22 protein-coding genes are annotated in these 25,377 nt (G+C 72.1%); 11 read left to right on the forward strand and 11 right to left on the reverse strand.

What is annotated here, in order from left to right:
- Window positions 1-105 precede the first annotated feature (105 nt).
- The 5 genes from KF823_03005 to KF823_03025 all read right to left on the reverse strand — a co-directional run bounded on the left by KF823_03005 (window position 106) and on the right by KF823_03025 (window position 4,762).
- Window positions 106-1,371: a hypothetical protein gene (locus tag KF823_03005; protein ID MBX3724865.1), complete on the reverse strand. Its 1,266-nt coding sequence runs from the start codon at window positions 1,369-1,371 to the stop codon at window positions 106-108.
- Window positions 1,368-2,528 (reverse strand): uroporphyrinogen-III C-methyltransferase, encoded by a 1,161-nt coding sequence (locus KF823_03010; GenBank protein MBX3724866.1) that lies wholly within the window; start codon window positions 2,526-2,528, stop codon window positions 1,368-1,370. The genes KF823_03005 and KF823_03010 overlap by 4 nt, the downstream gene beginning before the upstream one ends.
- 147 nt (window positions 2,529-2,675) lie before the next feature.
- Window positions 2,676-3,515: a uroporphyrinogen-III synthase gene (locus tag KF823_03015; protein MBX3724867.1), complete on the reverse strand. Its 840-nt coding sequence runs from the start codon at window positions 3,513-3,515 to the stop codon at window positions 2,676-2,678.
- A gap of 197 nt (window positions 3,516-3,712) precedes the next feature.
- Window positions 3,713-4,294 (reverse strand): fibronectin type III domain-containing protein, encoded by a 582-nt coding sequence (locus tag KF823_03020; protein ID MBX3724868.1) that lies wholly within the window; start codon window positions 4,292-4,294, stop codon window positions 3,713-3,715.
- A gap of 51 nt (window positions 4,295-4,345) precedes the next feature.
- Window positions 4,346-4,762, reverse strand: coding sequence for a hypothetical protein (locus KF823_03025; GenBank protein ID MBX3724869.1), 417 nt, complete (start codon window positions 4,760-4,762; stop codon window positions 4,346-4,348).
- A gap of 360 nt (window positions 4,763-5,122) precedes the next feature.
- On the opposite strand from KF823_03025, the gene KF823_03030 reads away from it, so the two are divergent.
- The 5 genes from KF823_03030 to KF823_03050 all read left to right on the forward strand — a co-directional run bounded on the left by KF823_03030 (window position 5,123) and on the right by KF823_03050 (window position 8,469).
- On the forward strand, window positions 5,123-5,614 hold the full coding sequence (locus KF823_03030) for a YiiD C-terminal domain-containing protein (protein MBX3724870.1): 492 nt from the start codon (window positions 5,123-5,125) through the stop codon (window positions 5,612-5,614).
- 4 nt (window positions 5,615-5,618) lie between these two features.
- Complete coding sequence (locus tag KF823_03035) at window positions 5,619-6,035, forward strand: hypothetical protein (protein MBX3724871.1); 417 nt, start codon at window positions 5,619-5,621, stop codon at window positions 6,033-6,035.
- Window positions 6,036-6,363: 328 nt separating this feature from the next.
- Window positions 6,364-6,795, forward strand: a complete 432-nt coding sequence (locus KF823_03040; GenBank protein MBX3724872.1) for a rhodanese-like domain-containing protein — start codon at window positions 6,364-6,366, stop codon at window positions 6,793-6,795.
- A gap of 140 nt (window positions 6,796-6,935) precedes the next feature.
- Entirely contained in the window at window positions 6,936-7,436 is a 501-nt protein-coding gene (gene secB / locus KF823_03045) for a protein-export chaperone SecB (protein MBX3724873.1), read from the forward strand.
- Window positions 7,437-7,443: 7 nt separating this feature from the next.
- A complete protein-coding gene (locus KF823_03050) occupies window positions 7,444-8,469 on the forward strand; it encodes an NAD(P)-dependent glycerol-3-phosphate dehydrogenase (GenBank protein ID MBX3724874.1) in 1,026 nt (341 codons plus the stop codon).
- A gap of 70 nt (window positions 8,470-8,539) precedes the next feature.
- Here the strand turns inward: KF823_03050 and KF823_03055 are convergent, their stop codons facing one another.
- Both KF823_03055 and KF823_03060 read right to left on the reverse strand, forming a co-directional pair.
- On the reverse strand, window positions 8,540-9,259 hold the full coding sequence (locus tag KF823_03055) for an outer membrane beta-barrel protein (GenBank protein ID MBX3724875.1): 720 nt from the start codon (window positions 9,257-9,259) through the stop codon (window positions 8,540-8,542).
- 100 nt (window positions 9,260-9,359) lie between these two features.
- Window positions 9,360-9,845, reverse strand: coding sequence for a tRNA (cytidine(34)-2'-O)-methyltransferase (locus tag KF823_03060; GenBank protein ID MBX3724876.1), 486 nt, complete (start codon window positions 9,843-9,845; stop codon window positions 9,360-9,362).
- A 130-nt stretch (window positions 9,846-9,975) separates the two neighbouring features.
- Here KF823_03060 and KF823_03065 point away from each other — a divergent pair, with 130 nt between their 5' ends.
- A complete protein-coding gene (locus tag KF823_03065) occupies window positions 9,976-11,766 on the forward strand; it encodes a trypsin-like peptidase domain-containing protein (GenBank protein MBX3724877.1) in 1,791 nt (596 codons plus the stop codon).
- A gap of 66 nt (window positions 11,767-11,832) precedes the next feature.
- Here the strand turns inward: KF823_03065 and KF823_03070 are convergent, their stop codons facing one another.
- Window positions 11,833-12,612, reverse strand: a complete 780-nt coding sequence (locus KF823_03070) for a hypothetical protein (GenBank protein ID MBX3724878.1) — start codon at window positions 12,610-12,612, stop codon at window positions 11,833-11,835.
- A gap of 135 nt (window positions 12,613-12,747) precedes the next feature.
- On the opposite strand from KF823_03070, the gene KF823_03075 reads away from it, so the two are divergent.
- Together KF823_03075 and KF823_03080 are read left to right on the forward strand one after the other, a co-directional pair.
- The gene (locus KF823_03075) at window positions 12,748-15,579 is read left to right on the forward strand and encodes an insulinase family protein (GenBank protein MBX3724879.1); all 2,832 of its coding nucleotides are present in this window, start codon (window positions 12,748-12,750) and stop codon (window positions 15,577-15,579) included.
- A 171-nt stretch (window positions 15,580-15,750) separates the two neighbouring features.
- Window positions 15,751-16,071 (forward strand): DUF4156 domain-containing protein, encoded by a 321-nt coding sequence (locus tag KF823_03080; GenBank protein ID MBX3724880.1) that lies wholly within the window; start codon window positions 15,751-15,753, stop codon window positions 16,069-16,071.
- Window positions 16,072-16,614: 543 nt separating this feature from the next.
- On the opposite strand, the gene polA is transcribed toward KF823_03080, so the two are convergent.
- Window positions 16,615-19,359 (reverse strand): DNA polymerase I, encoded by a 2,745-nt coding sequence (polA, locus tag KF823_03085; protein ID MBX3724881.1) that lies wholly within the window; start codon window positions 19,357-19,359, stop codon window positions 16,615-16,617.
- A 143-nt stretch (window positions 19,360-19,502) separates the two neighbouring features.
- Between polA and KF823_03090 the strand changes: the two genes are divergently transcribed.
- The gene (locus KF823_03090; protein MBX3724882.1) at window positions 19,503-20,042 is read left to right on the forward strand and encodes a TRAP transporter small permease subunit; all 540 of its coding nucleotides are present in this window, start codon (window positions 19,503-19,505) and stop codon (window positions 20,040-20,042) included.
- Window positions 20,039-21,412, forward strand: a complete 1,374-nt coding sequence (locus KF823_03095; GenBank protein MBX3724883.1) for a TRAP transporter large permease subunit — start codon at window positions 20,039-20,041, stop codon at window positions 21,410-21,412. The genes KF823_03090 and KF823_03095 overlap by 4 nt, the downstream gene beginning before the upstream one ends.
- A 63-nt stretch (window positions 21,413-21,475) precedes the next feature.
- Here the strand turns inward: KF823_03095 and KF823_03100 are convergent, their stop codons facing one another.
- On the reverse strand, window positions 21,476-22,573 hold the full coding sequence (locus KF823_03100) for a TRAP transporter substrate-binding protein (protein ID MBX3724884.1): 1,098 nt from the start codon (window positions 22,571-22,573) through the stop codon (window positions 21,476-21,478).
- Window positions 22,574-22,705: 132 nt separating this feature from the next.
- The gene (locus KF823_03105) at window positions 22,706-23,533 is read right to left on the reverse strand and encodes a hypothetical protein (protein MBX3724885.1); all 828 of its coding nucleotides are present in this window, start codon (window positions 23,531-23,533) and stop codon (window positions 22,706-22,708) included.
- A 329-nt stretch (window positions 23,534-23,862) separates the two neighbouring features.
- On the opposite strand from KF823_03105, the gene KF823_03110 reads away from it, so the two are divergent.
- Window positions 23,863-25,326 (forward strand): hypothetical protein, encoded by a 1,464-nt coding sequence (locus KF823_03110; protein ID MBX3724886.1) that lies wholly within the window; start codon window positions 23,863-23,865, stop codon window positions 25,324-25,326.
- Window positions 25,327-25,377: the final 51 nt, after the last annotated feature.

A 25,377-nucleotide genomic window follows, 5' to 3' on the forward strand; every position in this document is an offset into this window, starting at 1 on the left:
ACGGTTATGCTCGGGCAAGGCGAGCCGGTATCGAAACATGCCCGGCCGGTGCGCCCCGGCAGCGCGCGATGGCCGCCGGCAGGCGGCCGGACCCGGAAGGGCAGATCAGTGGCCGCCAGGCAGGCGCGGCACGCCGTGCTCGCTGCGTTCCTCGGCGACCGCGAACAGGCCCAGGTGCTCGGCGCGCGCCGCGACCCCGGGCAGCGCCATCGGCGGCAGGCCGCGACGCAGGCGCAGCGCGTTGCCCAGCGCCACCCGGGCGCGCTCGGCCTGCTGCTGGCGGCTGTAGACCTCGGCCAGCAGCTCCCAGGCGGCGCCGTCGCCGCCCAGCGCCAGGGCGTGACCCAGGAACTCCTCGGCCTGGGAGAGGGCCTCCTGCTGCAGGCTGATCTGGCCCAGCGCCAGGTGCAGGCCGATGCTGTCGGCATGGCTGGTCAGCCACTTCTCGGCCTGGCGCAGGCGCTGCGCCGGTTCGGGCTGCTCGAGCTGCCCGTAGCGGCGCACCAGGGCCTCCGACCAGTCCTGGCGCAGGTGCTCCTCGATCAGCGCCGCGGCATCGCCGCCGCCGCCCAGGCCGAGCACGCGGTCGACGTAGGCCTCCAGCACGGTGCCGGTGCGGCGCAGACCCTTGGGCAGGCCGGCCCAGACCTGCTCGAGCGTGGCACGGTCGCCGGTATCGGCGATCGCCTGCAGGGCGACTGCCAGCTCCAGCTTGGCCCAGGCCAGGCCGTCCAGCAGGTGGCTGCGGTGCAGCTCCGGCAGCAGGGCCAGCGCTTCGCCTGCCCGGTGGCTGGCGCACAGGGCCTGGACACGCAGCAGCATGCCACTGGGCGGCAGCGCCTCGACGCCGGCCAGCAGTGCGCAGGCCTCTTCGGGACGATCGCTGGCCAGGGCCTCGCGCGCCCGCTCGAGCTGGACCAGTCGGCGACCTTCCGGTTCGGCATCCAGGCGCGCCAGATGGGCCTGCGCCTGTTCGGCATCGCCACGGCTGTGCGCGGCCTGGGCGGCCTCCAGCAGGGCGGGGATGCGGAAGTCCGGATCCTCGGCGGCGCGCAGGAACAGCTTCTCGGCCTTGCCCCAGAGGCCCTCGCGTAGCCGGAGCTCGGCCTGCGCGAAGGCGTGCCGGGCGCGCCGCCGCCGCCGCCCGGCCAGCCATTGCAGCGGCGCCCGAAGCAGCCAAAGCAGCAGCCACAGCGCGGCGAACGCCAGCAGGCCGAACACGGCGGCCACGACCACCGTGGTCTCGATCAGGTAGCCGCGGATCTGCACCTGGACCTGGCCCGGGTCGGCCGCCAGCCACTGCCAGCCCAGCGCGCCAAGCAGAAGGACCGCCAGCAACAGGACGATGCGGAAGAACCACTTCATGTTCATGCCGAAGGCTCCTGGTCGGGCGGAGCATCGCCCCCGGGTCGGGTATCGATCGGATCGAAGGATTCGAGCGGCGATGGTTCCGGGTCGGGCTCGGGCGTCGCTCCGATCGCTGCGGCGCCGTCCAGTTGCTGGCGCAGGGCATCGAGGTCGGGTCGGGCGCGATGCCAGTCGATCGCCAGCAGGCGCTCCAGTCGGGCTTGCAGTGGCGCTGCCGCGGCGCGCTCGCAGCAGGCCGTCAGCGCCTGCCGTGCAGAGGCCAGCGCCGTGGCCAGCGCGGCGCTGTCATGGTCGATGGCGGCGCGCCGTGCGCGTTCCAGGGCGCGACGGACGCCGGCCCGGTCCGGTGTGGTGTCCGTGGTCAGCTCGTCGATACGGCGCACGCTGACCAGGGAGTCCAGGCGATCGAACTGGCGCGCCCACCAGCCCAGCGAAGGGTCCTCGCCGCTGCCGGCACGAGCCATCGGCGGCAACGCGTCGACGCCGTCGAGCAGGATATCGATCTCGGCGAGCACGGCGGCGTCGGAAGGGCGGCTATCGGCGTCGAGCGCGGCACGCGCGTCGATCACGGCATGGCGCAGGTCGGCGTGCTGGACGCCGGCACGGGCAAGGGCGAGTTCGGCGAGGTCCAGGGCCGCGACGGCGCCGGGACGGTCGCCGAACAGGCGCAGGCGGGCATCGGCCTGGCCGAGCAGCAGGGCGGCATCGGCCACTGCGAGCTGCTGGCGGGCGCCACCCCGCTCCCGGCTGAGTTCAGCGAGCATCGCCTCCGCACGCGCGGCACGATCGGCCAGCGCGACCAGGTCGCTGCGCAGGCGTTCGCGCAGGGCTTCGCTCTCGCCGAGCTGGGTGCGCAGGGTGCCGGCCAGTTCGTTGCTGCGGGCGGCGCGCCGCTCGTTTTCGGTCAGCCGCGTCTCGATCGCATCCAGGCGCTGGCGCAGTTCCGCCTGGCTGGTGTCGTCGCTGCGTCCGGCCAGGTATTCGCGCCAGGAGGCATGGCCGGCCAGCAGCAGGGCGAGCAGGGCGAACGCGAGGGCCAGCACGGCGACGCCGCCTCCGCGCCGCGGCTGCTCCGGTGCCGTCGTCCGTCCGGCAGGCGGGGGCGGATCGTCGGCGTGGCCGGTGGTTGGCGGGGACGCGATGTCGTCGTGTTCGCTCATGGCGAAATGTTAACCCGAATGTCCCGCAAGTCGTCCGCGAGTACCGCCAATCATGCTTTGCCGGGTAGCCGGGTAGCCGGGTCGTCGTGTGGTCCGGGGTGGATCGCCCGCCGCGGCCGTTCCCTGTCGCCTTCGCGGGGGACAGCCTCACCGGCGGTCGGGAGAGTCCGGGCCGGAATGTTGCGAGAGCACCCCGGCGGTCGCCAAGGCCAGGGCGGTGGGCGTCGCGGAGCCGGCGATGGCGACGACCGACAGCCCCAGCGAGGTCGCGGCGGCGGCGATGCGCGGGCTGGCCGCCACCAGTCGGCCGCTCCGCCGCAGGTGCTCCCGAAGGCCGGCCGGAAGCGCCAGCCACAGGGCCTGGAGCAGGGCGGCACTGCTTGCCACCAGCAGCGGTTCGGGGCTCGCCGCCAGATCGCGCAGGGCCGCCGCGGCCGGCACCGACTGCTGGCGCCGGTAGACCATCAGTTCGGTCACCGCCGCGCCGCGGGCGGCCAGCGCCGGCGCCAGCACACCGCGGCCCTCGGGCGCCCCGACCAGGGCGAGGATGCCCGTCAGGGTGGGCGCCAGCGCCGGCAGGCCCAGCAGTCCCTCGCTGTCGTGCGAAGACAGCGGATGGCGGGCGCCGACGACACCCGCACGGGCCAGGGCCCGGACGGTTCCAGGGCCGGGCGCGAACACCCGGCCCTGGGCGGCCAGGCGAGCCAGTGGGCCGGTCGCTGCGAACAGGTCTGGCGCAGCATTGCGGGCCACCTGCAGCAGGAAGCGGACTGCGGCAGGACTGGTGAACAGCCAGCGGTCGGCCGCGGTCGCGGCTGCCAGCGGCGCCGAGCCGGGATCGATGGCCACCAGGCGGACGGCTGCCAGGTTGCGCGCCGACACGCCGCGAGTGCGCAGGGCGGCCAGCAACGCGCGCGCCTCCCCGGCCGGACGCACGGTGAATGTGCCGGGGGCCTGCGTGGGGTGGACCGGGTGCTGCCTGGGCATCGCCGCATTATGGACGCCCGGCGCGAAGGCAGCTCGGAGCGGCGCCGGCAGTCCTGGGAACCCGGTGCGCGGCGCCGCATCCGGGGCGGCGTCGTGCGGTCAGGAGGTTCGTCGCCGCACGGCGGGTCACTGCCCGCCGCCTGGTGCCGGTCGGCGCGCCGTTGCCGGCGCGCAGGGCGCCGGCAACGGCGATGCGCCTACGGGAACGCCTGGTAGTACCAGTGGTTGGCCCAGATGAACGGCGTGACCCCGGCGGGGACCGCCTGGACGAAGCAGTTCGCGCCGTCGTACCAGCTCCCCGGGTAGGGGCAGGCGTTGCCGGGCAGGGCGGTGTGGTAGTAGTTGCCGCCCCAGATGAAGGCCGTGGTGCCGTACGGAGCCATGCCGATCTGGCAGTTGGCGCCGTCGTACCAGCCCCCGTGCGGGCAGGCGACGCTGCCGCAGCCGGTCGTGCGGACGGTGATCTTCCGCTCGAGGCGGCCCTTCATCCGCACACTGAAGTCGTAGCTGGTGTTGCATTGCAGGCCGTTGACCCAGTAGTACCAACGGTATCCGGCGCCGACCGTCACATGCGATTCGGTCACGTTGTTGCTGACCGTCTGCCAGGCGAACATGCCCTCGCTGGACTTCTTGTACTTCACCACGAAGGTCTTGCCGGGATAGCCGTTCCAGCTCAGGCTGACCGAGGTTGCGTACGGTTGTCCGCTCAGGTCCAGGTAGTCGGCGAGCGCCAGGCCGCTGTGCAACAGCAGCAGGATGCCGATGAGTGCCTTTTTCATGCGTTGCTCCCTGTGGAATCGCCGGGGCACGGAGTGCGCACCCGGCTGGCGTCAGCGGATACGGTCGAGCTCGGCCTCGTACTCGTCGGCGCGGTACCGGTTGCGGACCTCGCGAAGCGCGTCCAGCACGCGGTTGGCGTCCTGCAGGCTTTCCTCCGGGCTGCTCGGGTCGATCGCGAACGCGTGTTCGCGCTCCATGCGGATCCGGCCGAACGGCGGTCGGTAGCTGCATGGATTGATTTCGGTCACCGTCCAGCCCCAGTCGTTCACGCGAAGGTTCAGCGCCTGCTGGAAGTAGTAGTTGCACTCGGCCCAGGTCGGATAGGCGCCAACGACGATCCCCTGGTTGGTGTTGAACCAGGCGGTGCCGTAGTAGCCGCCGCCGCTGCCGGGCACGGGTGCGGCGGATGCCGCTGACGCGCCTGCGAGCACGGCAAGGCCGAAGAGTGTGGAAATGGGACTGCGCATGGGTTCGCTCCTTGGTCGGGGTTTCGTGGCGCCGCCGCCCGGGGCGGCGCGGACGCCGGCTGGGCGTCCTGTCCAAGCTAGGCCCGGGCGGCTCGGCCGGGCCAGAGCGAAGCCGGGTCGAAGTCGGGAACAAATGGGCAGGATTCGCCCCAGGGTGCGGGCGACTCGGCCCCGGCAGGCCGGGCTGCCTTGCTGAAGGGAGAGCGGGACAGATCGCGCCCAGCCTCCAGAATCCCGACCCCCGACGCGCAGACCCCGAGTCCCTGATTGCCAAGCCACGAACCAGGCCACCAGCCAGTTGACCGCCGGCCTCCGCCGCCGCACAGTCGCCGGCCTTCGCCACCGGTTGCCGCTCACGCCATGGACCCTGCCCGTTTTCAGCAGCACCTGCTCGACGCCATCCCGCTGGCGCGGGCCATGGCACTGTCCGTGACCCGACTCGACGCCGGCGGCATGGAGATGCGGGCGCCCCTGGCCGACAACCGCAACGACAAGGGCTGCGCCTTCGGCGGCAGCCTGGCCAGCCTGCTCACGCTGGCCAGCTGGGGCAGCGTGCTCGCCGTCCTGGGCGAGGACGCCGAGGGCGCCGAGGTCTATGTCCAGGACAGCCACATCGAGTACCTGGCGCCGGTCTTCCAGGACCTGCGCGCCCAGGCCGGCCTGGCCACGGACGACGACGCGGCTGCCTTCCTGACCGCCTGGCGCTCGCGCGGCAAGGCGCGGGTGGCGACCTGGGCGGAAGTCGTCCTGGACGACGGCAGCGTGGCGGCGCGCCTGACCGCCCGCTTCGTGGCGCTGGACCCGGCGCGGCGGTCTGCCACAATCGCCGCGTCCGAACCGCGGGGGGAATGACCTGATGACCAAGACCATGCGCCTGGGCTGTGTGCTGCTGTTCGCCGTGCTGACCGCCTGTGGCGGCGTCGGCACCGAGAAGAACCGCATGGAGGAGACGCTCTACCACTACGGCAGCGCGGTGCGCTGGGGCGAGGTCGAGCAGATCATCGCCTTCCATGACCCGGAGACGCTGGCCAGCCGGCCGGTCCCGGCCCTGGAGCTGGAGCGCTGGCGCCAGCTGCGGGTGAGCGGTTATCGGGCCCGCGGCCGCGAGCCGCAGCCGGACGGCACCATCGTGCAGTTCGCCGAGATCGAGTTCGTGAATCGCCACAACCAGACCACGTTCGCGATCCTGGATCGCGAGCAGTGGCGCTACGACGCCGACGCCAAACGCTGGTGGCTGGTGTCCGGGCTGCCCGATCTGGATCGCCGCCGCTGAGGCGGGGCGCCCGGCCAGGGCCGGCGCGCTGGGCGGCCGGGCCGCGGGTGGTTCGCCCGGCCCGGACATTTCACGGGGCCGCTGCTGCGGACGCCGAGCCGTGTCGCGGCCCGCTCCCGCCGGCCCGTTCGACCTGGTGTCGGCTTCGCAATCATCGCCCCACGTTCCGCTGCCCGCAATACGAAGCGATCTCGACCGCCTCGCCAGGCATCCTCGTGAAACATCCGGGCTTGGGCCCGGGCGATCGACGCTTTCGCGGCGGCCGCGACCGTGCCCTGTGGCGGCCGTGGCTGGCGGCCGCGCGCCGGTTCCCGGATAATCCGCCGCCATGGATCGTCTCTCAGAATTCGTCGCCCAGCAGATGTGGCTGGTGCTCGGCATGGCTGGCCTGACCGTGTACCTGCTGGTCTCGCTGCTCGGCCGCTTCAACCGTGGCTACCAGGAACTCACCCCGGCGCAGCTGACCCTGCTGGTCAACCGCGAGGATGCCCTGGTGGTCGACATGAGCCCGATCGCCGACTTCGAGAAGGCGCACATCCCCGGCAGCCGGCACGTCGCGCCGAGCCAGTTCGATCCGGAGAACAAGGTCCTGGCCAAGGTCAAGGACCGCCCAGTGGTTGTGGTCTGCCGCAATGGCATCACCGCCGGGCCGGCGGCCCGGCGCCTGGTCAAGGCCGGCTTCAACCGGGTCCACGTGCTGTCCGGCGGCGTCAGCCAGTGGCAGGCCGCCGAACTGCCCCTGGTCAAGGGCAAGGCCTGAGCGGCGCGCACTGCAGCCAGCGCCAGCGCCAAGGGCGCGGCCGGGCCCTTGCGAACCCGAGCCGCCGGGCCCATCTGCCGGGTGTGGGATAATCGCCGGTCCAGGCGACCCGCCACCCTCTTATCCTCCAGGAGTCACCGATGAGCAACGAGAACCCGGCCGCGAACGGCCAGGCCGGCGCCCAGCCGTCCGCCCAGCTGGCCATCCAGAAGATCTATCTCAAGGACGCCTCGTTCGAGGTTCCCGGTGCCCCGGAGGTGTTCCAGGAGCAGGGCCAGCCGCAGTTCAAGCTCGAGCTCAGCCAGCGCGTCAACACGATCGGGCAGTCCGTCTACGAAGTCGTGCTCGGCGTCACCCTGACCTGCGAGTTGAACGAGAAGACGGTGTTCCTGGCCGAGATCAAGCAGGCAGGCATCTTCTCCATCGAGGGCTTCGACGAGGCCAACCTGCAGGCGGTGCTGGGCGCCTGGTGCCCGCAGTCGCTGTTCCCCTACGCGCGCAGCGCGATCAGCGATCTGGTGCTGGCTGGCGGCTTCCCGCCGTTCCTGCTGCAGCCGATCAACTTCGAGCAGCTCTACGCCGAGCAGATGCGTCGCCGCGCCGCCGAGGCGCAGGGCGAAGGTCTGGTCGGCCACGCCTGATACGGCCATGGGCCCCGCAGCGCGCCGCCCGGTCGCCGTTCTCGGCGCCGGCTCCTGGGGCACCGCCCTTGCGGCGCTGCTGGCGCGCAACGGCGTCGAAACCGTGCTGTGGGGTCGCGACGCCGCGCAGATGGCGGCGATGGCGGCGACCCGCCGCAACGCTCGTTACCTGCCCGATCTCGAGCTGCCGGCAACGCTGGCCTACGAGACCGATCTGGAATGCGCGGTCCAGGGTTGCCGGCACCTGCTGCTGGTGACGCCCAGCCACGCCTTCGCGGACCTGCTGGCGGTGGCGGCGCCGATGCTGGCAGAGGACGCCGGCGTGGTCTGGGCCAGCAAGGGCTTCGAGCCCGGCACCGGTCGCTTCCTGCACGAGGTGGCGGTCGGCATCCTCGGCGAGCGCCGGCCGCAGGCGGTGCTGACCGGTCCATCATTCGCGCGCGAAGTGGTGCAGGGCCTGCCGACCGCGGTAACCGTGCACTCCGGCGACGCCGGGTTCGCCACCGAAATCGCCCGTCTCTTCCACTGCCCGACCTTCCGCGCCTACACCGGCACCGACCTGCTCGGCGCCGGCCTGGGCGGCGCCATGAAGAACGTGCTGGCGGTGGCGGTCGGCGTCTCCGACGGCATGGGCATGGGCCTGAACGCCCGCGCCGGACTGATCACCCGCGGCCTGGCCGAGGTGCTGCGCCTGAATGCCGCGCTGGGCGGCCGTCCCGAGACCATCATGGGCCTGGCCGGCCTGGGCGACCTGGTGCTGACCTGCACCGGCGACCTGTCGCGCAACCGCCGGCTGGGCCTGGCGCTCGGCCAGGGCGTACCGCTGGACGAGGCGGTCGCCCGCATCGGCCAGGTGGTGGAGAGCGTGCAGACCGCCAGCGAAGTGATGCGCCTGGCGCGGCGCCACGGTGTCGAGCTGCCGATCAGCGCCCTGGTGGAGCGCGCCCTGAACGGCGAGATCACCCCCACCGAGGGGGTCCGCCTGCTGCTCTCCCGTGAGCAGAAGGCGGAATTCGGCGACCTGCCGGCCTGAGCCTGCCGGCGGTCGCCGGGAGCGGCCCGGAGAGGCCCGAGGCGCGCTCCGGTGCCGCGGTACGGCGGGTTCAGTAGCTCAGGCGTGCGCCGGCGAACACGGTGGTGTAGTCGCCGCTCAGCTCGGCCTCGGCCAGCAGTCCCCAGCCGTTGCCGAACTTGAATTGCCCGTAGAGGACGCCCGCGGTCGTGCTGCTGCTGGCGATGAAGGCCTGCCCGCCCGGGAACGGCTGGCCGTCCAGGCGGACCTCGGCGTCGTCGAGGCGGGTGTAGCGCACCGAGGCGCCGGCCTCGAAGCGCGGCGTGAACGCCGAGCGCACGCCGACCTCGACACTGGCGCCGTCGGTCTTCTCCAGCTTGCCGCGGCTGGTGGTGTTGCCGACCGTGATCGCGAAATCCGCGCTGCCGACCCGCTCGTAGGCGGCACGCACGAACAGGTCGGTGCGCGGGCCGACTGGCAGGTTGTAGCCGATGCCGACGTTGAAGCGGTCGACATCGTCGTCGACCACCAGCGCGCCCGGCACGGCACCGACGCCGATGAACGAGCGGTTGCCTTCCAGGGGGACGCGGTTCCAGCCCAGGAACAGGTGCCAGTTCTCGCTGATCTGGCCTGAGCCGCGCACCTGCAGGCCGGTGCCGCTGTCGAGGTCGGATTCGTCCGGGTTGACGTGCAGGGCGCCGATGTCGAAGTACGACCAGCTCACGGCATTCGGGTCGCCCGGGCCCTGGGCAAGGGCGGCGCCGGCCGGCAGGGCCAGGGCAAGGGCGAGCAGAAGGGGTGTTCGGTTCATCAGGGGCGCACTCCTGGGAGGGGATGGATCCGGCCACCGCGGCCGGGCGGCCATTGTATGGACGGATGACCGTCCGGCGGCGCGGCCCGTTGCCGGCGATTCATGACGACGCGGGCGGTGCCGGCCAGCCACCGGCGTAGTCGTGCTGGCGCCAGGCCTCGAACACCGCCACCGCCACGGCATTGGACAGGTTCAGGCTGCGGTTGCCGGGCAGCAGCGGCAGCCGCAGGCGCCGGGCGGGCGGCACCGATGCCAGCACCTGCGCGGGCAGGCCACGGGTTTCCGGGCCGAACAGCAGGGCATCGCCGGGCCGCCAGTCAGGACGGTCGAAGCGCACCTGGGCGTGTGCGCTGAACGCGAACAGGCGCGGCTGCCGCAGCGACGCCAGGCAGGCCGCCAGGTCCTCGTGCACGCGCACGGTCGCGTACTCCCGGTAGTCCAGCCCGGCGCGGCGCAGGCGCGCATCGTCCAGCTGGAAGCCCAGCGGCGCCACCAGGTGCAGCCGGCAGCCGGTGTTCGCGCACAGGCGGATGGCGTTGCCGGTGTTGGGCGGGATTTCCGGCTGATAGAGGATGACGTCGAACACGGCGGTCGGGGCACAGGGACGGGATGCCGATGATGACCGGCCGGCGGTGCGCTTGCCCGCCCGCTTTTCGCGTTACCTTCTGCAGCGATGTCCCGCGCCGTTGCCGGCGCCCCTTTTCCAAGGATGCGTCATGAGCGCCCGCCCGCCCCTGCTTCCGTTCCGTCGCCTTCTCGGGGCGGTTCCACTGCTCGCCACTCTGGCCGCTGCGCCGCTGCTTGCCGACCCGGGCGCACCTGCGGTACCCGGCGAGCTGGCCTGGCCGCAGGCGCAGGCCAAGGCGGCACCGGCCTGGCGCGCGCCCGGTGCGGCGGTCGCGGTGCTGACCCTGGGGCGCCTGGACCCGGCCCGGGTCGAGGCGGTCCAGGCCGGCAATCGCGCCGCCGGCCTGCGCCGCATCCAGGTCGGTCTGCACCGCGCGCTGGCCGGCGAGCTGGCCAGCGGCGGCCCCGACCTGACCTGGCAGGTCGTCGCTGGCGGTCGGGTGGCGCGGATCGAGGTGGTCGATCCGGGGGCGCTCGGCCTGCGCGTGGCCTTGCGCGGCGACCGCCTGCCGGCAGGGGTCGAGCTGCGGGTTGCCGGCAGCGGCCGACCCGAGTCCGTGTACGCGGTCGAGGGCGGGTCGCCGCACGACCAGCTCGACGGCTGGGGCCGCTACTGGACGGATGCCACCGACGGCGATCGCCAGCTCATCGAGCTGTTCGCGCCGCACGGCGTCGAGGTCGCCAGCCTGGGCACCGGTGTGGTCGCCGCGGTGTCCCACCTGCTGGTCGCCCCGCAGAGCGACGCCGCCCTGGTCGGCAAGGCCCTGGGCGACTCGGGCAGCTGCAACATCAATGTCGCCTGCCGGGTCGACCAGCTCGGCGCCACCTTCGTCGTCGCCAAGAACGCCGTCTCGCGGATGCTGTTCGAATCCGGCGGCGGCACCTTCACCTGCACCGGCACCCTGCTCAACGACCAGGACACCAGCACCCAGATCCCCTGGTACTTCACCGCCCACCACTGCATCGGCAACCAGGCCGAGGCCAGCACCCTGCGCACCTTCTGGCAGTACGAGAGCCCGAGCTGCAACACGGTCGGCGCCGGCGCCAACGTCCAGGTCGGTGGCGGCGCGCAACTGCTGTATTCGCAGGCCGGCACCGACGCGGCCTTGCTGCGCCTGAACGGCACCGTCCCTGGCGGGACCGGGTACGCCGGCTGGAGCGCCGCGGCCCTGCAGGCCAACACCCCGGTGGTGGCGATCCACCACCCCAGCGGCGACGCCAAGAAGTACAGCCGGGGCAACCACTCCGGGCACACCGCCAACGTCAACATCGAGGGCCAGGTGGTGGCCAGTGCCGCCCGTGCGTCCTGGACCGAGGGCACCACCGAAGGCGGCAGCAGCGGCTCGGGCCTGTTCACCTGGGACGCCGCCAGCTATTACCTACGAGGCGGGCTGTTCGGCGGCGGCGCCTCGTGCGCCAACACCGGCCAGAGCGAGGCGGCCGGCAACCGCGATTTCTATTCGCGCTTCGACCAGGTGTATCCATCGATCCAGTCCTACCTGACCGGCACCGGCGGCACGCCGCCCGGGCCCACCCGCGACCACACCGGCCAGTGGGACGTCGCCACCGAGGGCGGTCGCGGCCTGTCGATCTTCCAGTTCCCTGCGCCCGGCAACACGCTGTTCGTGCTGTGGTTCGTGTACGACAGCCAGGGCCGGGCGTCCTGGTACCAGCTCGACCCGTCGTGGACCGGCCAGAACGTCGCCAGCGGCCGCGTGGTGCGCTGGACTGGCCCGCCCTGGGGACCGACCTACAACCCGGCCAACCGCAGCTTCGTGGAGACCGGCAGCTTCACCCTGAACTTCACCTCCGCCGGCAGCGCCACCTTCAGCTACAACGTCGACGGCGTGAACCGTACGGTCACCCTGCAGAAGCTGTAGCGGCAGACGCGGTCGGGCGGGCGGCGACAATCAGCGCACCTGCTGCGCCTGCGCGTCGATCCCGGTTCAGCCGCAGCTGTCGGCGAGCGGAACGACCAGGGCCTCGGCCAACACCGTGGCGGCCGCACCCGCCTGCCGCTGCGCGGGCGGGAAGTCGATGCGCAGCTTGGGATTTCCTCCACCGGGCTGGCGCAGGTTGCTGGGTCCCTCGTAGCGCAGCAGGCGCCCGGTCTGGCGGTCGTACCAGCCATCGACGTGCGGCGCCAGGAACCGGTACCAGGCGCCCAGTTCCAGCCGGTACAGCGAGGCCGGGCGGCCCAGCGTCTCGCCCTCGCCCAGCTTGCGCACCTTGAGGGCGCGCGGCCGGTCCTCGCCGGGCAGCAGGAAATCGAAGCGCAGCGCCTGGCCCGCCTCAAGCGCATCGCGCCGGGCCATGATGAAGGCGTCGAAGCCGGCGTCGGCGACCAGGTCCGGTGCCGGTGGCGGCAACCGACGCGGCGCCGCCGGCTGGTCCAGGCGGCCGGCGAACACCAGCAGTCCTTCCGCGCCGGCATCGATACCTTCGCGCCAGCCGCCGCGGCGGTCCTCGAGGGTGAAGCGCGGCAGGAAGCTGTCGGCAGGCCTGATCAGGCGTTTGCGCGCGAACGGCACGCCGTCGGGACAGCGATACAGCACCACGCGCTGTTCGCCGCCGTCGGCGGTCGGCTGCAGCAGGTGCTCCTCCAGGTGCGCGGTCCGCCCACCGGCATCGGTGGCGACGCCCAGGTAGCGCAGCACGCCCGTCGCGTCCGCCGGGCCGGTTGTCAGCATCAGGATGAGCAGCAGGCCCGGTCGGCGCAGGTACATGGCGGCAGCCTTGCCCGGACTGCGTCAAGGCGACGTCATGCCCGGCAGCGGGCTGCCGCGGCCGTGACCTCTTTCCTATCGACGCGCGCGGGCCACGGGTTACCCTTGGCGGCCCCAAGCCTGTCCGGAACGCACATGCGCACCCTCCTGCTGGCCGCCGCGCTGGTCGCCGCCCCCGCTGCCGCCGTCGACATCCCGTTCGAGACCTTCACCCTGGACAACGGCCTGCGCGTGGTCGTGCACACCGACCGCAAGGCGCCGATCGTCGCGGTCAACGTCTGGTACCACGTCGGCTCCAAGGACGAGCAGCCCGGCAAGACCGGATTCGCGCACCTGTTCGAGCACCTGATGTTCCAGGGCAGCGAGAACTACCCGGACGAATACTTCAAGCCGTTCGAGCTGGTCGGCGCCACCGACATGAACGGCACCACAAACCAGGACCGCACCAACTACTTCCAGAACGTGCCGACCACGGCGCTCGACCTGGCGCTGTGGATGGAGTCCGACCGCATGGGCCACTTCCTCGGCGCGGTCGACCAGGCCCTGCTCGACGAGCAGCGCGGCGTCGTCCAGAACGAGAAGCGGCAGTCGGAGAACCAGCCCTACGGGCAGGCCTTCGAGCGCCTGCTTGCGGCCAGCTACCCGGCCGGGCACCCCTACCGGCACAGCCCGATCGGCTCGATGGCCGATCTCGAGGCGGCCACCATGGACGACGTTCGCTGGTGGTTCCGCAGCTGGTACGGCCCCAACAATGCCGTGCTGGTGCTGGCCGGCGACATCGATGTCGACACCGCGCGCGAGCGGGTGACCCGCTACTTCGGCGACATCCCGGCCGGGCCGACCCTGGCGCAGCCGGCGGTGGCGGTTGCCGCGCGCACGGAATCGACCCGCGAGGAGATCGCCGACCGCGTCGCCCAGCCGCGCATCTACCGGGCCTGGAACGTCCCGGAGTTCGGCCAGGCCGAGCTCACCCACCTGCGCCTGCTGGTGCAGGTGCTGGCCGGCAGCGCCGCCTCACGACTGGACCGCCGCCTGGTGCACGGCGAGCAGCTCGCCGACCTGGTCAGCGGTTTCGTGCAGGGACAGCAGCTCTCCGGCGGCGTGATCCTGGTCGCCAACGTCAAGCAGGGCATCGATCCGGCCCGCGTCGAGGCGATCCTCGACGAGGAGCTGGCGCGCCTGCTGCGCGAGGGACCGACCCGCGAGGAGCTGGAGCGCGCCCGCACCGCCTGGCGCGCGGGTTTCGTGCGCCGGATCGAGCGGATCGGCGGTTTCGGCGGCAAGGCCGACGTGCTGGCCGAGTGCGCGGTGTTCACCGGCGACCCGGGCTGCTTCCGCGCCGAGCTTGGCCAGGTCGAGCGGGCGCGGGTCGCCGACCTGCGTCGTGCCGGCCGCCGTTGGCTGGCGCAGGGCGACCACACCCTGGTGGTGCTGCCCGGCGAACGTCTGCCGACGCCCGACGATGCGCCCACTGCGCCGCATGTCGAGGCGCCGCCGGTGCCGGCCGCCGACCCGGCGTTCGCCGTGGTCGAGACCGATGTCGACCGCAGCGCCGGTCCGCCGGTCACCGAACGCTTCCCGGACCTGGCCTTCCCGACCCTGCAGCGCGCCACCCTCGACAACGGCCTGCGCCTGGTGCTGGCGCGACGGGAGGGCCTGCCGCTTGTGCAGATGAGCCTGGAGTTCGACGGCGGCTTCAGCGCCGATGCCGGCGCCACCCTGGGCACCTCGGGCTTCGCCATGGCCATGCTCGACGAGGGTGCCGGCGAGCGCGACGCCCTGGCCTTCGCTGCCGCCGCCGAGGCGCTGGGCGCGCAGATCGGCAGCGGCGCCGCGCTGGATGCGCATTCGGTCTCCCTGTCGGCGCTGCGCGACACCCTGCCGGCCGCCCTGGACCTGTTCGCCGACACCGTGCTGCGGCCACGCTTCGACGCCGCCGAGATCGAGCGCGTGCGCGCCCAGTGGCTGGCGCAGATCGCCCAGGAGAAGACCCAGCCGGCCAGCCTGGCGCTGCGCCTGCTGCCGCCGCTGATGTACGGGGACGGCCATGCCTACGGCATTCCGTTCACCGGCAGCGGCACCGAGTCCTCGATCTCCGCCCTGAGCCGCGACGACCTGGTCGGTTTCCATCGCACCTGGCTGCGGCCCGACACCGCCACCCTGGTGGTGGTCGGCGACATCGCCATGGCCGACCTCAAGGCCCTGGTGGAAGCGCGCTTCGGACAGTGGGCCGCGCCGGCCGCGCCGGCGCCCGCACTCGACCGCCATGCCGTCGAACTGCCGGCCGGCCAGCGCGTGTTCCTGATCGACCAGCCCGGCGCGATCCAGGCCAACATCCTGTACGGCCAGGTGGTGCCGCCGACCGGCGATGCCTCCGCGCTGGCCTTCGACCTCGCCAACGGCGTCTACGGCGGCACCTTCACCTCGCGCATCAACATGAACCTGCGCGAGGACAAGAGCTGGTCCTACGGCGCCCGCAGCAGCGCCAGCAACGCCGTCGGCCAGCGCCCCTGGATCGGCACCGCGCCGGTGCAGATCGACAAGACCGCCGAGGCGATCGCCGAGATCCGCCGCGAACTGGCGGCGTTCATCGGCGACAACCCGGCCAGCGCCGAGGAGATCGCCAAGATCCGCGACAGCCGCATCCGCAGCCTGCCGGGCGCCTATGAAACCGGCAGCGCGGTGCTCGCCGCGGTCGCCGGCATCGTCCGCTACGGCCGCCCCGACGACTACGTGCAGACCCTGCGTGCGCAGATCGCCGGCACCAGCGACGAGGCGGTGCGCGCCTCCGCCAGTGTGCTCGACCCGGACCGCCTCACCTGGATCGTGGTCGGCGACCTGGCGCAGACCGCCGCGCCGGTGCGCGCGCTGGCGCTGGGCGAGGTGCAGGTGCTCGATGCCGACGGTGCGCCGGTCGGGGAGGGCGACGCCCCGGACCCGGGCGAGGGGGCGCCGGCCGACGACTGAGCGCGTACCGGCAGGCCGGGCGAAAGCGCCGGGTGCGTGGGGTCCGGGCAGGCCCGGGCGCCGCGCGCCGGTGCGGACGCGGCGGCGGTCCGCAGCCGCTACGATCACTGCATGTTCAGCAGCCGGGCGCACACTGGGCGCCCGGTCGTCCCCCGTTCCAGGAGTCCTTCCATGCCCCAGCGCCGTTTCCTGCCGATCGCCCTGGTCGCCGCCCTGTCCACCGCCTGCACCTGGGTGAAGCCGGACGAGGCCGGCAGCCGCGTGCGGGTGGCCTATGACGGCAACGCGACCGGTTGCACCAAGGTCGGCGAGATCGGCGTCGGTGTGCGCGACCGGCTGATGCCGGGGGTCGAGCGCAATCCCCTCAAGGTCCGCGACGAACTCGAGTCGCTGGCCCGCAACGAGGCCGCCGCGCTGGGTGGCGACACCATCGTCGCGGTCGACGAGCCGCGCGGCGGCGAGCAGCGCTTCATCGCCTACCGCTGCCGCTGAGGCGGCGCGGCTGCTTTCCCGGGCGGGTCGACCAGGGCCCGCCAGGTGGCGCGCGGCCCTGGGAGCCTGGCGCTCCATCCGCACTTCTCCCCTCCCCCGCCCGCGGGGGGGCGGGGAGAGGCTGCCCCGGCCAGCGCGCGCTGCCGGGCCGGCAACGATGTAGTTCCCACAGACCGCGCGGCGGCCAGGAGATTGGCGAGGGCAGCAGCGGCCTTGCGAAGAAGGCCAGGCAAGGCACGGCCCAGCGACGGCGATCGGCGCGCGCTGCGCCGTGTCCGGAGGGCTGTCGATCGCGATGGGCATTGCTGCGTCGCGGCACCGCGTGCCGGATGCCTCGACGGGAGGCGGAAAAGAAAAACCCCGGACGCCAGGGGTGGACATCCGGGGCTGTTGCTACTCCAGGCTGCCTAGGGGAGGAAGCAGCCCTGTCTTGGTCGGTTCACCAGGGAGGAGTGTGAACCTGACGGACCTCACGGCCAGTCGCGATCATAGATACGCGGGTCATCCTTAAGTTCCGGTGAAGATCGCGGCGCCGTTCAGCCCTCAGTGGGCTTCGTCCCAGTCGGCGCCCTCGCCGACCTCGACGACCAGTTCGACGCTGAGCTCGGCGGCGCCGGCCATCTCTTTGCGGATCATGGTCTTGGCCTCTTCCACACGGCCGTCACGGACCTCGAACACCAGTTCGTCATGGACCTGCATGATCATCCGCACCGACCTCGCATCGGCGCCCAGTCGGGCGTGCAGGGCGATCATGGCGCGCTTGATGATGTCGGCGGCGGTACCCTGCATGGGCGCGTTGATCGCGGCGCGCTCGGCCGCCTGGCGCAGGTTGGCGTTGCGCGCGCGGATATCGTTCAGGTACAGACGGCGGCCGAACACGGTCTCGACGTAACCGCGCGTGCGCGCCTGCTCGCGGGTCTGGTCCATGAACTCGCGGACGCCGGGATAGCGGGCGAAGTAGCGGTCGATCCAGTCCTGCGCCTCGCCGCGCTCGATGCCGAGCTGGCGCGCCAGGCCGAACGCACCCATGCCGTAGATCAGCCCGAAGTTGACAGCCTTGGCGGCGCGCCGCTCCTCGGCGGTGACCGCCTCCAGCGCCTTGCCGGCGACCTCGGCGGCGGTGGCGCGGTGGATGTCGTGGCCGAGCCGGAAGGCTTCCAGCAGGCCGGGGTCGCCGGACAGGTGCGCCATGATGCGCAGCTCGATCTGCGAGTAGTCGGCCGAGACTATCCGCCATCCCGACGGCGCCACGAAGGTCTTGCGGATCCGCCGACCCTCGGCGGTGCGCACCGGGATGTTCTGCAGATTGGGGTCGGAGGAGGACAGCCGGCCGGTGGCGGCGACGGCCTGGTGGTAGCTGGTGTGCACCCGGCCGGTCTCCGGGTTCACCTGCAGGGGCAGCTTCTCGATGTAGGTGGACACCAGCTTGGCCAGGCTGCGGTACTCCAGGACCACCCGCGGCAGCGCGTGCTGGTCGGCGAGCGCCTCCAGCGCCTCCTCGTTGGTCGAGGCCTGGCCGGTGGCGGTCTTCACGGTCACCGGCAGGCCCAGTTCCTCGAACAGGACGGCCTGCAGCTGGCGCGGCGAATCCAGGCTGAAGGCGCGCCCGGCCAGGGCGTGGGCCTCGCCTTCCAGTTCCCGCATGCGTTCGCGCAGGGCCTTGCCCTGGGCGGCCAGCAGGTCGGTGTCGACCAGCACGCCGGTGCGCTCCATGTCTGCAAGCACCGGCACCAGCGGCATCTCGATCGCGGAGAACACGCTCGCCAGCGCAGGCTCCGCCTGCAGCCGGGGCCACAGCGCCTCGTGCAGGCGCAACGTGATGTCGGCGTCCTCGGCGGCGTAGGCCAGGGCGCTGTCCAGGTCGACCTGGTTGAACGGGATCTGCCGCGCGCCCTTGCCGGCGACATCCTCGTAGCGGATGGTGGTGATGCCCAGGTGGCGCGCCGCCAGCGTGTCCATGTCATGGCGGCTGGCGGTGGCGTTCAGTACGTAGGATTCCAGCATGGTGTCGTACGCGAAGTCGCCCGCCGGCAGGCCGGCACGGCGCAGCACGTGCAGGTCGTACTTGCCGTGCTGGGCGATCCGCTCGATGCCCGGATCGGCGAACAGCGGCGCCAGGTCGGCGAGCACCCGGGCGGCGCCGAGCTGCGCCGGCGCGCCCGGGCCGTCGTGCGTCAGCGGGACGTAGCAGGCCTGGCCCGGGGCAACGGCGAAGGACAGCCCGACCAGGCCGGCGCGATGGGGGTCCAGGCCGGTGGTCTCGGTGTCGAAGGCGAAGCGCCGTGCGTCGTGCAGCCGGTCCAGCCATGCCTGCCAGCGGTCGGCGTCCAGGACCAGTTCGTACTGCCGTTCGACCGGATCGCCGTTGCCGTTCGATGCCGACGGTGCGGGCGCCATGGCGGCTGGCGTGCCGGCGTCCTGCGGCGCCGCCGACGCCACGCCGCTCTCGCCATCGAGTTCGCGCAGCGCTGCGGTGAAGCCGTAGCGGCTGTACATCGACCGCAGCGTCTCGCGGTCCGGATCGGTGCGGCGCAGATCCGCCGGCCCGGCCTCCAGCGGCACGTCGGTCCGGATGGTGACCAGTTCGCGGTTCAGCGGCAGCCTGGGCAGGGCCGCACGCAGGTTCTCGCCCAGCTTGCCCTTGAAGCTGTCCGCAGCGGCGATCACCGCATCCAGCGAGCCATGTTCGGCCAGCCACTTGGCCGCCGTCTTCGGCCCGCACTTGTCGACGCCGGGCACGTTGTCGATGCTGTCGCCCATCAGCGCCAGCAGGTCGACGATGCGTTCGGGCGGCACGCCGAACTTCGACGCCACGCCGGCACGGTCCAGCCGGCTGCCGCTCATGGTGTTGACCAGTTCGATGCCGTCGCCGACCAGTTGCGCGAAGTCCTTGTCCGAGGTCGAGATGGTCACCGCCATGCCGGCCGCGTGGCCCTGCCGCGCCAGCGTGCCGATCACGTCGTCGGCCTCGACGCCGGGCACGCGCAGCAGGGGAATGCCCAGTGCCGCCACCAGGTCGAGCAGCGGTTGCACCTGGGCGCGCAGGTCGTCCGGCATCGGCGGTCGGTTGGCCTTGTACTGGGGGTCGAGCTCCTCGCGGAAGGTCGGGCCTGAGGCATCCATGACCATCGCCAGGTGCTCGGGCGCCTCCTCCAGGTGCCGGCGCAGCATGTTGAACACGCCGAACAGCGCGCCGGTCGGCTCGCCGTCGCGGTTGCTCAGCGGCGGCAGGGCATGGAAGGCGCGGTACAGATACGAGGAGCCGTCGATCAGCAGGAGTCGGGTCATGGCCGGATTGTAAGGCGCCACGCAGCGCCCCCCCGCCGGCACGCACTGCCGGGGGCGCCACCCAGCCCAGCCCTGGCATGGTGCAGGCCTGGCCGTTCGGGCCTATGCTGCGCGGCCGTGGCAGGGGCGGGCAGGAGGCGAGAATGACGGCGGAATCGGCAAGACAGCGGCTGGCGCACCGGCTGGAAGCGCCGCTGCGGGCGCTGGGCTGGCTGTGCGGCGCCTGCGTGCTGGCCGTGGTGCTGGTCACCTTCGCGCTGGTGGCGCTGCGTTACGGCGCCGGGCGCGGCAGCATCGCCGCCCAGGAACTGGTCCTGCATCTCAATGCCGTGGCCTTCATGCTGGGCGGCGCCTGGACCCTGCTGCGCGACGGCCACGTCCGCGTCGATGTCCTGCAGCAGCGCTGGTCGCCACGCACCCGGGCGCGCGTCGAGCTGGCCGGTCTGCTGCTGTTGCTGCTGCCGTTCTGCGCGGTGCTGTTCTGGACCAGCCTCGACTACGTGGCCGCGTCCTGGCGACTGCGCGAGGCCTCGCGCGAGGTCGGTGGGCTGCCCGGGCTGTACCTGATCAAGGCGTTGATCCCGCTTTCGGCGCTGCTGCTGGCGATGGCCGGGCTGGCGCGTGGCCTGCGCCTGGACTTCAGCGCGGACCGGGGTGGCGATCCGGCGGTGCCGGCCGCATGAGCGCGGTCCTGGCGGTCGGATTGTTCCTGGCGCTGTGCGCCGCGCTGCTGGCCGGCTTTCCGGTGGCCTTCACCCTGGGCGGCGTGGCGCTTGCCTTCGCCGGCCTGGGCTGGCTGCTCGGCGCATTCGACCCGGTGTTCCTGCAGGCGATACCGAACCGCGTGTTCGGCGCGATGGCCAACGAGACCCTGCTGGCGGTGCCGCTGTTCGTATTCATGGGCCTGATGCTGGAGCGCTCGGGCGTCGCCGAGGACCTGCTCGAGGCCATGGGCCGGCTGTTCGGCCGGGTGCGCGGCGGGCTGGCGGTGTCGGTGATGCTGGTCGGCGCCCTGCTGGCTGCCAGCACCGGCATCGTCGGCGCCACCGTGGTGGCGATGGGCCTGATCTCGCTGCCGGTGATGCTGCGCCACGGCTATGACGCCCGCCTGGCCACCGGCACCATCTGCGCGGCCGGCACCCTGGGCCAGGTGATCCCGCCCTCGCTGGTGCTCGTGCTGCTGGGGGACCAGCTCGGCAACGCCTACCAGCAGGCGCAGTTGCGGCAGGGCAACTTCGCGCCGGAGTCGGTGTCGGTGGGCGATCTGTTCGCCGGCGCGCTGCTGCCCGGCCTGGTTCTGGTCTGCGGCTACATCGCCTGGCTGCTTTGGACGGCCTGGCGGAACCCTGCGCGGGCGCCGGCGCTGGCGGCGCGCCCGGCACCGCTGCCGCGTCGCCAGGTACTGCTGGCCGTGTTCGCGCCGCTGACCCTGGTGCTGCTGGTGCTGGGCTCCATCCTCGGCGGCTACGCGACGCCCACCGAGGCGGCCTCGGTGGGCGCGGTCGGCGCGCTGGCGATCGCCGCCCTGGCCGGCCGTCTGGACCGCGCCCGCCTGCGCCAGGTGCTCGACGGCACGGTGTCCACCACCTCGATGGTCTATTTCATCCTGATCGGTGCCGCCCTGTTCACCGTGGTGTTCCGCGGCTTCGGCGGCGACGACCTGGTCCACGATGCGCTGGCGTCGCTGCCCGGCGGCCTGTGGGGTGCGCTGGCCCTGGTCATGCTGGCGATGTTCCTGCTCGGCTTCGTGCTCGACTTCATCGAGATCACCTTCGTGGTGGTGCCGATCGTCGCCCCGGCCCTGCTGGCGCTGGGCGCCGACCCGGTCTGGCTGGGCGTGCTGATGGCGATCAACCTGCAGACCTCCTTCCTCACTCCGCCGTTCGGCTTCGCACTGTTCTACCTGCGTGGCGTCGCACCTGCCAGCGTTCCGACCACCGCCCTGTATCGCGGCGTCGCGCCGTTCATCGCCATCCAGCTCGCCATGATCGCCCTGGTGATGGCCTGGCCGGCCCTGGCCACCTGGCTGCCCGGCGTGCTGTATGGCCGGTAGCGGGGATCAGGGAGCAGGGAGCGGGTAGCGGAGAGCGGGGCTCCGACTTCCCTTGGGGCGAGTTCAACCGCGCGCCAGGTAGTAGGGCAGCTCGCTGCTGCGGTGCCAGGCCGCGGCATCCGTCTGGAAGGCGCGATAGGACTCGAGCACCCGGCCGGCGAAGGCATCGCGCGCGGCGACCTCGGCGACCACCTGGTCGGAAGCCTCCTTCAGCGCCGCCAGCACCGGGTCCGGCAGCGCCCGCACGTCGACCTTGTGCTCGTCGCGCAGCTGCTCCAGCGCCCGGCCGTTCTGCGCGGTCATCTCGGCCAGCACGTCGTCGTTGATCGCCCGGCAGCAGGCTTCGACGATCGCCTGCAGATCCTCGGGCAGGGACTCGAATGCCGTCTTGTTGACGATGCACTCCAGCGTCGCGCAGGGCTCCTGCCAACCCGGGTAGTAGTAATGCCGGGCCGCGCGGTGCAGGCCGAAGGCCAGGTCGTTGTAGGGTCCGACCCATTCGGTGGCATCGATCACGCCGGTCTGGAGGGCGGTGAACAGTTCGGCGCCGGGCAGGTTGACCGGCGTCGCGCCCAGCCGCGCCATCACCTCGCCGCCCAGGCCGGGAATGCGCATCTTCAGGCCGCGCAGGTCGGCCGCGGTGCGGATCTCGCGGTTGAACCAGCCGGCCATCTGCACGCCGGTATTGCCGGCCGGGAACGGCACCAGGCCGAAACCCGCATACAGCTCGCGCCACAGTTCAAGCCCGCCGCCGTGGTACAGCCAGCCGTTCATCTCCTGGGTGTTGAGGCCGAACGGCACCGCCGCGAAGAACGGACAGGCCGGCGACTTGCCGCCCCAGTAGTAGGCGGCGCCATGGCCCATCTGCGCGGTGCCGCGCGCGACCGCGTCGAAGGTCTCGAACGGCGGTACCAGCTCGCCGCCGCCGTACACGCGCACGCTCAGCCGGCCGCCCGAGGCGGCCGTGATCATCCGCGCCAGGCGTGCCGCGCCGGTGCCCAGCGCAGGGAAGTTGGCGGGCCAGGTGGTCACCATGTTCCACTGGAACCTGCGCGCATCGCGTTCGCCCGCAGCGGGGGCGGAGGCCTCACGGGTGCAGGCGGCCAGGGAACCGGTGGCGGCCAGGGTGCCGCCGGCCTTCAGGAACTGACGTCGTTGCATGGCGGAGTCGGCAGGTCGGGCGAAGCGCCCATCCTGCGGCCGGTCGCGGCGGCTTGCAACCGTTGGCGGCCCTGGCTCGACCGGCCGCCAGGCATCCTCGGCTGCGACCGGAGACCCGCGGCCCGGCTCCGGTCAGCGTTCCGCCAGCGCAGCTTCGAGGTCCAGCAGCCAGGCCTGTTTCAGTTCATCGACGCGCGCCTGATCGGCCACCACATCGCGCAGCCCGGCCAGCCCTTCGCGGGCGACGACGAAATCGACGAACGACCAGGACAGGGCGTAGAAGGGCCGCGCGTAACGGGTGCGATCGGTCAGCACCTTGGTGTTGATCGCCTCGAGCGCCGGCGGCAGGTGGCGGCGCCGGCCGGGCGGACCGATCAGCGCCAGCACTTCGCGGCCCTCCGGCGTCGCCAGGTGCAGATGGACGTCGTGCAGGCGTTCCGGGACGACGTTGGAATGGTGGTAGCCGCCGCTGACCGGTTCGACCGCGGCGGCGACATGGTTGGCGAGGCCCTCGCCCAGCCACTCCGAATGCCGCCAGGACCAGCTCGCAACGGCGTGCACCAGTTCGTGCAGGTACGGGGCGGAGCGGTCGGCGATGCGCCAGGTGGGGATGTAGACCATGGTCGGCACATCGAAACGCACGTGCGACATGCCCACCTTCGGGCTCATGAAGACCTCGACCCGGCGCGGCGCCTCCGGTTCGTCGAGCAGGCCGCCCAGATGTCCCTGCACGGCGGCCAGGCCGCTTTCCAGCTGCGCCAGGAACGCGGCAACGGTCGCCTCGTCGAGGCCGTCGGGATCGATCCACAGAGTGAGCCCCTCGGCCTCGTGACGCTGTCCGCCGGCATGCAGCGCCTCGGTGACCTCCAGAGCCCGCTGCATCTGCCTGGATTGGGCGGGCAGCCATCCGGCGTGCAGCCACAGGACGAGCAGGGCAAGAGCGAGGCGTCGGTTCGGCATCGGGGTATCCGGTGATCGGGCGGCGCAGGTTACGTGACCAGGCCCGCCATCGTGTTCACCGTTTGTTGTCGTGCTCCGACCTCCTTGGCAACGGCGCCATTCTCCTCCCGATCCGGAGCGATCGGCTCCGCTGCCCGCTGGATCGTTCACCATCACCGCGGATTGAAGCGCGCCCAAGTGCCCTTGGCCGGATTCCGGTGCAAGAACCGGATTCGCGGCAAGAGCGGCGAGACACGGCGGGTCGTCACTAGAATCCGCGATCCCCTGCCGGCGCAGTGAGCAGAGCATTGAGCGGAGTTACTCGAAACACCCTGCAGTCCGACACCAGGATGCGCGCCCTCCTGGCCGTGCTGGCCGGCCTGGTTCTCGCGAAGGCGGCGTTCTTGCTGGTCGACCCGGATCCGCGGTTCTTCTTCGGCGATTCGGCCAGCTACATCAACGCCGCAACGCGCGGCTGGGGATTGCGGGACCGCAGTTCCACCTACCCGTTCCTGATCTGGCTGACCGCGCTGCCGAGCCGGTCCCTGCACGTGCTGGTGTTGCTGCAGAGCGCACTGGGCGCCGTGCTCGCGGCCTTGCTGTACCGCCTGCTGGTCCGCGACCTCGGGGTGCGCGCCGGGCTGGCGGCGCTGGCTGCTGTCCTGATCGCGCTCGAGCCGATGCAGCTCTACTACGAGCGGACGGTGATGGCGGAGACGTTCGGAACCGGCTTCCTGGTCGCCATGTTGCTCGCGCAGTGCAGCTACTTCCGGCGGCCGATGCCGGCGAAAATCCTACTGGCCGTCGGTCTGGGGCTGGTCGCGGTGAGCTTCCGCCTGTCACTGCTGCCGACCGTGCTGGTGCTGGGATCGGGGTTTCCGCTGCTGTGGCTGCTCGCGCGGCCAGGCCTGCCCGCGCCGCCGGGCGGACCTGCCGCGCACCGCCCCTCCGGTCGGTCGCGTCCCGCTGCACGGCGCATCGTCGTTCATTTCGGCCTGGCCCTGCTCGCGACCTGCGCGCTGCATCAGGGCTACCGGGTGGCCTATGGCAAGGCCGTCGGCGTCGATCCCGGCTACATCGCCAGCAGCGGCCTGTTCCGGCTGGCCTGGCTGGCACCCTTGCTGACCCCCGGGCACCTCGATCGCCAGGGCGTGCCGCCGGCGTTGCTGCAGGGCCTGGCCGAAGACCCTGGCGATCGACGCAGCCGCGAATGGCAGATGTGGCACCCCGAGGGCCTGATCGCGCGCCTGCGCGCCGCACGGCCCGACGATGCCGACGCGGTGGCCGGCCGCATTGCCGGCGACCTGTTGCGGCGACAGCCGTCGGCGGTGCTGGCACTCGGCCTGGCCACCTTCGCCGATCATTTCGATGTCGCCTACGCCGATGACCGGATGCAGGACGACCTGGGCATCCGCCCGCCGGACCAGCGCTTCATCGGTCAGGTGCAGGACCTGTTCGGACATGACGCCAGCGCATGGCGCCATCCCGACGGGCTGGTACACCGAATGATGGTCGCCTATCGCCCGGTGCTGACCCTGCAGGTGCTGATCGCGCCATTGCTGGCTCTGGCGCTGCTTGTCCTGGCACGAGCACGCGCCACGCCGTCTCTGGCGGTGCTGGCGCTCGCGATCCTCGGACTGGCGGCTTCCAACATCCTGTTCGGCCACGCGCTGGTGTTCCGCTACCTGCACCCGTTGCCGCCCCTGTTGATGGTCGCAGTGGCGGTGCTGGCCGACGCGGCGCTGAGGCGTCGTCGAAGCGTCGACCGCAGCATCGTCGATGTTGCCGATCCGGGCGCCCAACCGCGGTCTTGATCGCTGTCGGAGCGGTGGGGAAAGGACGCCGGGGGGCTGCTGGCGCAGCCC

Source organism: Lysobacterales bacterium (assembly GCA_019634735.1).
In the GTDB taxonomy this organism is placed as follows: Bacteria; Pseudomonadota; Gammaproteobacteria; order Xanthomonadales; family UBA2363; genus Pseudofulvimonas.

What these genes read in the sequence shown, in the direction of transcription:
- KF823_03040 (MBX3724872.1), top strand. Translation starts at nt 6,364, where the DNA reads ATGGATCGTCTCTCAGAATTCGTCGCCCAGCAGATGTGGCTGGTGCTC.
- KF823_03100 (MBX3724884.1), bottom strand. Translation starts at nt 22,573, where the DNA reads ATGCAACGACGTCAGTTCCTGAAGGCCGGCGGCACCCTGGCCGCCACC.
- KF823_03075 (MBX3724879.1), top strand. Translation starts at nt 12,748, where the DNA reads ATGCGCACCCTCCTGCTGGCCGCCGCGCTGGTCGCCGCCCCCGCTGCC.
- KF823_03030 (MBX3724870.1), top strand. Translation starts at nt 5,123, where the DNA reads ATGGACCCTGCCCGTTTTCAGCAGCACCTGCTCGACGCCATCCCGCTG.
- KF823_03050 (MBX3724874.1), top strand. Translation starts at nt 7,444, where the DNA reads ATGGGCCCCGCAGCGCGCCGCCCGGTCGCCGTTCTCGGCGCCGGCTCC.
- KF823_03090 (MBX3724882.1), top strand. Translation starts at nt 19,503, where the DNA reads ATGACGGCGGAATCGGCAAGACAGCGGCTGGCGCACCGGCTGGAAGCG.
- KF823_03035 (MBX3724871.1), top strand. Translation starts at nt 5,619, where the DNA reads ATGACCAAGACCATGCGCCTGGGCTGTGTGCTGCTGTTCGCCGTGCTG.
- KF823_03070 (MBX3724878.1), bottom strand. Translation starts at nt 12,612, where the DNA reads ATGTACCTGCGCCGACCGGGCCTGCTGCTCATCCTGATGCTGACAACC.
- KF823_03055 (MBX3724875.1), bottom strand. Translation starts at nt 9,259, where the DNA reads ATGAACCGAACACCCCTTCTGCTCGCCCTTGCCCTGGCCCTGCCGGCC.
- KF823_03020 (MBX3724868.1), bottom strand. Translation starts at nt 4,294, where the DNA reads ATGAAAAAGGCACTCATCGGCATCCTGCTGCTGTTGCACAGCGGCCTG.
- KF823_03110 (MBX3724886.1), top strand. Translation starts at nt 23,863, where the DNA reads ATGCGCGCCCTCCTGGCCGTGCTGGCCGGCCTGGTTCTCGCGAAGGCG.
- KF823_03095 (MBX3724883.1), top strand. Translation starts at nt 20,039, where the DNA reads ATGAGCGCGGTCCTGGCGGTCGGATTGTTCCTGGCGCTGTGCGCCGCG.
- polA (MBX3724881.1), bottom strand. Translation starts at nt 19,359, where the DNA reads ATGACCCGACTCCTGCTGATCGACGGCTCCTCGTATCTGTACCGCGCC.
- KF823_03080 (MBX3724880.1), top strand. Translation starts at nt 15,751, where the DNA reads ATGCCCCAGCGCCGTTTCCTGCCGATCGCCCTGGTCGCCGCCCTGTCC.
- KF823_03005 (MBX3724865.1), bottom strand. Translation starts at nt 1,371, where the DNA reads ATGAACATGAAGTGGTTCTTCCGCATCGTCCTGTTGCTGGCGGTCCTT.
- secB (MBX3724873.1), top strand. Translation starts at nt 6,936, where the DNA reads ATGAGCAACGAGAACCCGGCCGCGAACGGCCAGGCCGGCGCCCAGCCG.
- KF823_03025 (MBX3724869.1), bottom strand. Translation starts at nt 4,762, where the DNA reads ATGCGCAGTCCCATTTCCACACTCTTCGGCCTTGCCGTGCTCGCAGGC.
- KF823_03065 (MBX3724877.1), top strand. Translation starts at nt 9,976, where the DNA reads ATGAGCGCCCGCCCGCCCCTGCTTCCGTTCCGTCGCCTTCTCGGGGCG.
- KF823_03015 (MBX3724867.1), bottom strand. Translation starts at nt 3,515, where the DNA reads ATGCCCAGGCAGCACCCGGTCCACCCCACGCAGGCCCCCGGCACATTC.
- KF823_03105 (MBX3724885.1), bottom strand. Translation starts at nt 23,533, where the DNA reads ATGCCGAACCGACGCCTCGCTCTTGCCCTGCTCGTCCTGTGGCTGCAC.
- KF823_03010 (MBX3724866.1), bottom strand. Translation starts at nt 2,528, where the DNA reads ATGAGCGAACACGACGACATCGCGTCCCCGCCAACCACCGGCCACGCC.